This is a genomic window from Pyxidicoccus caerfyrddinensis (genome assembly GCF_010894405.1).
Taxonomy (GTDB): domain Bacteria; phylum Myxococcota; class Myxococcia; order Myxococcales; family Myxococcaceae; genus Myxococcus; species Myxococcus caerfyrddinensis.
The window spans coordinates 1-1,028 of record NZ_JAAIYA010000085.1 but is presented as its reverse complement, the minus strand read 5'-3'; the positions used below and the strand labels follow the sequence as shown (position 1 = coordinate 1,028).

Sequence of the window (1,028 nt, the reverse complement as noted above, 5' to 3'; positions counted from 1 at the left end):
CATCCGGACCAACACCACGCCGGGGCCGATGGAGGACTCCTTCGTGGGCAACGCCCCCACCGGCTGGCTCATGCAGGGCCAGTGCGCCACCGTCCCCATCCAGGGCTCGGCCTGGCTGCCTCCCCCGGGCCTCCAGGGTGCCTACCACCTGGGCGCCGTGGTGGATCCGTCCAACAACCGCCAGGAGCTCATCGAGGACAACAACTCCTCCTCCGGCTACCGCATCGGCGTGGGCAGCGCGCCCGACTTCGTCATCGCCTCCGTCACCGGCCCCACCAGCGTCCAGGACGGCCAGCCCCTCACCGCGCAGGTGACGGTCTGCAACCACGGCACCCAGCCGGGTGACGCCTACGTCGAGCTCTACCTGTCCGCCGACGCCATCATCCGGACCAACACCGGGCCGGGGCCGATGGAGGACATGCTCCTGGGCGGCGCTCCCTCGGGCACGCTCTTCCCCGGCCGGTGCGCCACCGTCCCCATCCAGGGCTGGGCCTACACGCCTCCCCCGAGCTTCCAGGGCGCCTACCAGCTGGGTGCCGTGGTGGACCCGTCCAACAACAACCAGGAGCTCATCGAGGACAACAACTCCTCGTCCGGCTACCGCATCGGCGTGGGCAACCGGCCCGACTTCGTCATCACCTCCGTCACCGGGCCCACCAGCGTCCAGGATGGCCAGCCCCTCACCGCGCAGGTGACGGTCTGCAACCACGGCACCCTCTCCGGTGACGCCCAGGTGGAGCTCTACCTGTCCGCCGACACCATCATCCGGACCAACACCACGCCGGGGCCGATGGAGGACTCCTTCGTGGGCAACGCCCCCACCGGCTGGCTCATGCAGGGCCAGTGCGCCACCGTCCCCATCCAGGGCTCGGCCTGGCTGCCTCCCCCGGGCCTCCAGGGCGCCTACCACCTGGGCGCCGTGGTGGACCCGTCCAACAACCGCCAGGAGCTCATCGAGGACAACAACTCCTCCTCCGGCTACCGCATCGGCGTTGGCAACCGGCCGGACTTCGTCATCACCTCCGTCA

1 protein-coding gene is annotated in these 1,028 nt (G+C 70.2%); it reads left to right on the top strand.

Annotation, left to right across the window (positions count from 1 at the left end):
* A partial coding sequence (locus tag G4D86_RS51545; protein ID WP_275899248.1) for a CARDB domain-containing protein occupies positions 1 to 1,028 on the top strand: 1,028 nt, incomplete at both ends.